A 4,341-nucleotide genomic window follows, 5' to 3' on the forward strand; every position below is an offset into this window, starting at 1 on the left:
ATATGTCGCTGTGCGCTACGGAGAACGGCTCGCGGAAGTCGAGGCGGTCGCCTCGGTCGGATCAGTCGGCGATTCCTACGATAATGCGATGGCGGAGGCGTTCAACTCGTTGTTCAAGGCCGAACTCGTGCGGAACAGAGGGCCGTGGCGCGGGATCGACGACCTCGAACTGGCCGTCGCGGAGTACATCGACTGGTACAACCACCGCCGCCTACACGGCGAGCTCGGCCTGATCCCGCCCGTCGAGCACGAGGCTCTACACGCCGACACCGACCTCGCCCGGCAGACCGCCGGAGCGTGAGAACCGAGCCTCTACCAAACCCGGGACTTGACAGTGCGTCCCACCTGGTTCCTGTGGGAGGAGAGTACTTTTTGGATCTTGACCGGCCCCTGGTCCCGGCTCGCCGCACATGTTGCGGCGGACGCCCGGGGTTGCGCTCACCGTCGACGTCTGCGACGTCTGCGACGTCTGCGACGTCGCCTCGGGCCTGGTCCGGCAGGTGATCGCCCGCGGCCGCGGCGAGATCGTGCCCTTCGGCGTCGACCGGGGACGCCGGAAACTCGCTCGCTACCTCGGCCCCGACGAGAGCCTCTGGGACACACGATTCCGCGACTACCTCAGCGCAGGCCCAGCGGGACGTGGCGCCGTCTGGCTTCGGATCCATCCCGAACGGATTACGGCCACGGACCTGAGCTACCGAGTCCCGCTGAGTAGGCCGGACCGCGGAGATCTGGGCTGTGGCGGCGTGGGGGATACGGCGGCTGAACGACCTTGAACGTGACTAGCGAACGGGTTCCGCGCGCCAACTCGGCCCCGGGCGACCGGCTGGTAGCCCCTCCGCGAGGTCTTCAGATTGCACCGCCGTCATCAAGCCCGGCAAGGACCACCTCCGACAGATCTCGCTAGCCGTTTAGCCGAGGAGTTTGAACCTTAACAGAGTATTGACATCACGCAAAGTCATCCGCTATTCGTCAAGATGGGCCTAGCAAGTTCCCCCATTTTCACCATATTGTCGATTTGTCCAGTTCGACGGGATTGCGAAAGTCGCCACAGCCAATAAGCAAACATCGGGGGGCCCAAGACCATGCGGAGAATTCGGAGCTTCATTGCGACCACTGGGATCGCCGGCTTAATGATGCTTGCAGTGGCGACCCCGGCACAGGCTGCCGACTGGTTCGTCGGCAACTATCCGGACGCAGTCGCATGCGTAAATGCGGGAACACAGGGTCGAGACCAGGGGAGATGGGTAAACTTCCGCTGCCTCGACGGAGGTGGCCATTACGAACTGTGGGCTGATGACAACTGCCCAGTCTGCCGAACTGACTAGTCGCCAAGCGGCCGCGCAGGGGGCGCAAGAGTTCGACTCCTCGGTTCCAGTCCTCGCTTCAGCACCACTTCCACCGACGCTGGAAACCGAGGCGCTCCGAGGCAGTCGAATCTCGTCCATTTGCGGGTGGTGGCAGCGGTTGGCGCTGGCCCGAACGGTGGGGACCGCTGCGGGATCGGGGCAGGGCGCCGTCGCCGAACTCAGCCCCTGAACTCGCGACTAACTGGACAAGAGTCTGCCCCGCGCGAACCCGGCACCACTCGGAGATCGGGGGAGGTGCCGCGCGCTGTAAATCCCGCAGACTTCAGGGTCGGCAACGACTGTCACGAGGGTCGTTTCCGGTCGTCCGAGCTTGGCCGACGGAAGCTCTGAAGGAGCTGACCATCCGAGTCTAGGAACAAGAGCTTACCTGTCTCACGGTCGACTCCAGCCTGGATCGCTGGCTCGAGTGCGGTGAGGAAGTTAGGAGTTGGGCAGATCGTTCCTTCGACTCCGTCCGGGCTCACCAATGTGAGAAAGGTTCCTCCGCTGGTGAGGGTCCATGGCCCGCTCTTGCCGTTGCAGTCGTATTGGGCATACCACATTCCGTTCGCTTGGAAATCCAACGACGGCCTCGCAACCGGGTCCGTCGGCACGTCAGGAACCCAGGCCCCTGTCGCGATGTCCGCAGCCGGGTCCAAGCGATCGGGCAGCTCAGGAGCGGGATGCGCGTACGCCTCCAGGTCTCCAGCCGCAACCGCCGTCACTTTCGTGAGTAGGACGCTGGATGCCGTCGGCTCGGTCTTCTCCCGCAACAGCTGCGCAACCGCGCTGCGTCTGGAATCCAGAAACGTCACCTCGTCAGCGGCGATGACTACCGAGGTGACACTCTCGAGCCACGCTATCGCCGCATCGTGCGGTTGTGGGCGGGTGTCGCAAGCGGTCTGAGCGTCAACGGTCCGGGCGAGGAACTCCCCTGACCAGCTCGCCCGCCACTGGCCACCGGCACGGAAGCAGCCGTCTTCGATAACGAACGCTTCCGCATCGAACGACGCCATCGCGCCCACGAACTCCCCGCGTGGGCTGTCCGCGATGGTCCAGGTCCCGACCAGGCCACGTGGATCGACCTGCGTCGGCTGGACCACCACGTCCCTCGGCGGGACGGACGTGCACGCTGCGGCGAACACGAGCGCCAACAGCAGCGGCCAGATCTGCGCCGGCGGCGCAACCCGCCGCCGTGGGACTACCTTGCCTGTCTCACGCATCGCCCAACCGTAGCGAAACGGGAAAAACCCGCGTCCGGCCCTGCGCCTGAGTCACTGAGGAGCTTGAGGACCGAAGACGGGGCCAGCGGCTCCGGCGACTCGGCCGGGGGCTCCCGGGGACAATGGTGACGACCGCTGAAGGCTGACCCTCTGGCGACGGGTGGACTTGGGCCCCTCGCTGCATAGTGAGGAGTGTTGAAGGTGAAGGCGTGGGCGGAGATCTGTCGTCTTCTGTGCAACCTCGCGCGCCGGCCGCTCGCCGACACGGGCGAGCTCGACCGCGGGCTGCCGGGACTCCGGCGGATTAGGAGCAGGCACAACGACCATCCGTCCCTCGGCGACAACACCACCTCAAGGGTCGGAGTCCGCGGTACCGGGGGAAGGCCACGTCCGGGTGCTCAGGGGTCGTACTCGATCCCGAGTTCCCGGCCGGGTCCAGGAATCTGCAGGGCGCGTTCGTGTTGGGCTGCTACCTCGAGTGTCGCGGTGGTGCGGCGTAGTTCGGGGTGGTCGATGTTGGGGCCGAGGAAGCGCCACGATCCGAGGTCTGGGGCGGCGACTTGCTGGGTGAGTCGTTCGGCGAGGGTGGCCATCTCCACGGGTCCGATCCCGCCGGGTACAGGGTGATCGCGCGGGGGAGGTGGGCGGCACTGGGGTGGACGTCGCCGATCGGGCCGGACGGGTAGGGGATGAATCCGGAGTCGACGACGAGCTGGTGGTCACGGTGGAGGTGCTCGGCGGTGAGTAGCCCGGCTCGGCCGGTGGTGGAGATGACGACGTCGACCTCGCGTACCTGGCGCAGGTCATCGCCTTGGTCGAGTTCGAGGGGCTCGTGCCCGCCGCGGCGCAGGAGCGTGACCACCCCGGAGCCGACGAAGCCGCGGCTGCCGATGACGGCGACGGAGGCGCCGTGTTCGAGGTAGGGCGCGGCGACGCGGGTGATGCCGTCCGCCGTCGCGCACGCCGGCCGTGCGGAGTCGGCGCCCAAAGCGTCGATGTCCTTGGCTGGCGCGATGTGGTCGAGCAGGGGGACCAGGTGCCGCGGGGGTGGGGTCTGCACGATGACCGCCGCGATGTCCGGCGTCTCGTTAGCCGCGGCCAGGTGCTCGTCGAGCTCGGCCCACTCGGTGTCGGGCCCGAGGACCTTGATGTCCGCGGATGCGCCGAGCCGCTCGAACGTGCGTTGCTTCTGCTCGGCGGACACCTGCGAGGCGGCCACGCGCAGCGCCCAGTCGCCGGGGGCGTCGGGCCCGGAGTCGAAACGCAGGACGAGCGCGCGGGTGAGCTGCTCGGTGATGATCTCCCGGTACGGCTGGTAGGCCTCGACGACCTCGCGCAGGATAGCGGCGCCGGGAACCCGGTACTGCGCGCTGCTCATCCAGCCGTGCTCGTCCTCGACGTGCTCATCGAGCTGGTGGGCGTGGGCCGGGGACCGGGGCGGTGTCCCAGGTCCATTGGCTCAGCAGGGCGTCCACGGGCTCGAGCTGGAGCAGGGCGCTGTACTCGCCGAACTGCCCGCTGCTGAGCAGATGGTGAGCGGCCGCGGCGGGGTCGAGGTAGCGCTCGCCGTCCCAGCGCAGATCGATCTTCGTCAAGGTCTCCGGGCCGGCAGGGTCGTAGCTGGAGAACTCGCCGTGGTGGGCGTACCAGACCACTGCCTGTGGGGGGACCGCGGCGGGGATCAGCTGGCGCAGCGCGGTGTTAGCTAGTGCGGCGAAGTCTGAGCCGATCTCGTAGCCGCGCGGGTTGTCGCGCAGCTCGCTGGCCAC

General features: G+C 67.2%; 4 protein-coding genes. 1 reads left to right on the forward strand and 3 read right to left on the reverse strand.

The annotated features are described in order from the left end of the window. Positions 1 to 301, forward strand: a 301-nt coding sequence (locus tag BLS43_RS28750; RefSeq protein ID WP_218130054.1) for an integrase core domain-containing protein, incomplete at its 5' end; no start/stop codon positions are given. Between the two features lie 1,350 nt (positions 302 to 1,651). Here the strand turns inward: BLS43_RS28750 and BLS43_RS28760 are convergent. The 3 genes from BLS43_RS28760 to BLS43_RS30375 all read right to left on the reverse strand — a co-directional run. After that, on the reverse strand, positions 1,652 to 2,572 hold the full coding sequence (locus BLS43_RS28760; protein WP_093089855.1) for an META domain-containing protein: 921 nt from the start codon (positions 2,570 to 2,572) through the stop codon (positions 1,652 to 1,654). A gap of 469 nt (positions 2,573 to 3,041) precedes the next feature. Then, a complete protein-coding gene (locus BLS43_RS28765) occupies positions 3,042 to 3,950 on the reverse strand; it encodes a tetrahydrofolate dehydrogenase/cyclohydrolase catalytic domain-containing protein (protein WP_093089856.1) in 909 nt (302 codons plus the stop codon). A gap of 25 nt (positions 3,951 to 3,975) precedes the next feature. Then, positions 3,976 to 4,341: hypothetical protein (locus BLS43_RS30375; protein WP_176921630.1), on the reverse strand; the 366-nt coding region annotated here is incomplete at its 5' end.

This window comes from Pseudonocardia oroxyli, assembly GCF_900102195.1.
Lineage (GTDB): Bacteria > Actinomycetota > Actinomycetes > Mycobacteriales > Pseudonocardiaceae > Pseudonocardia > Pseudonocardia oroxyli.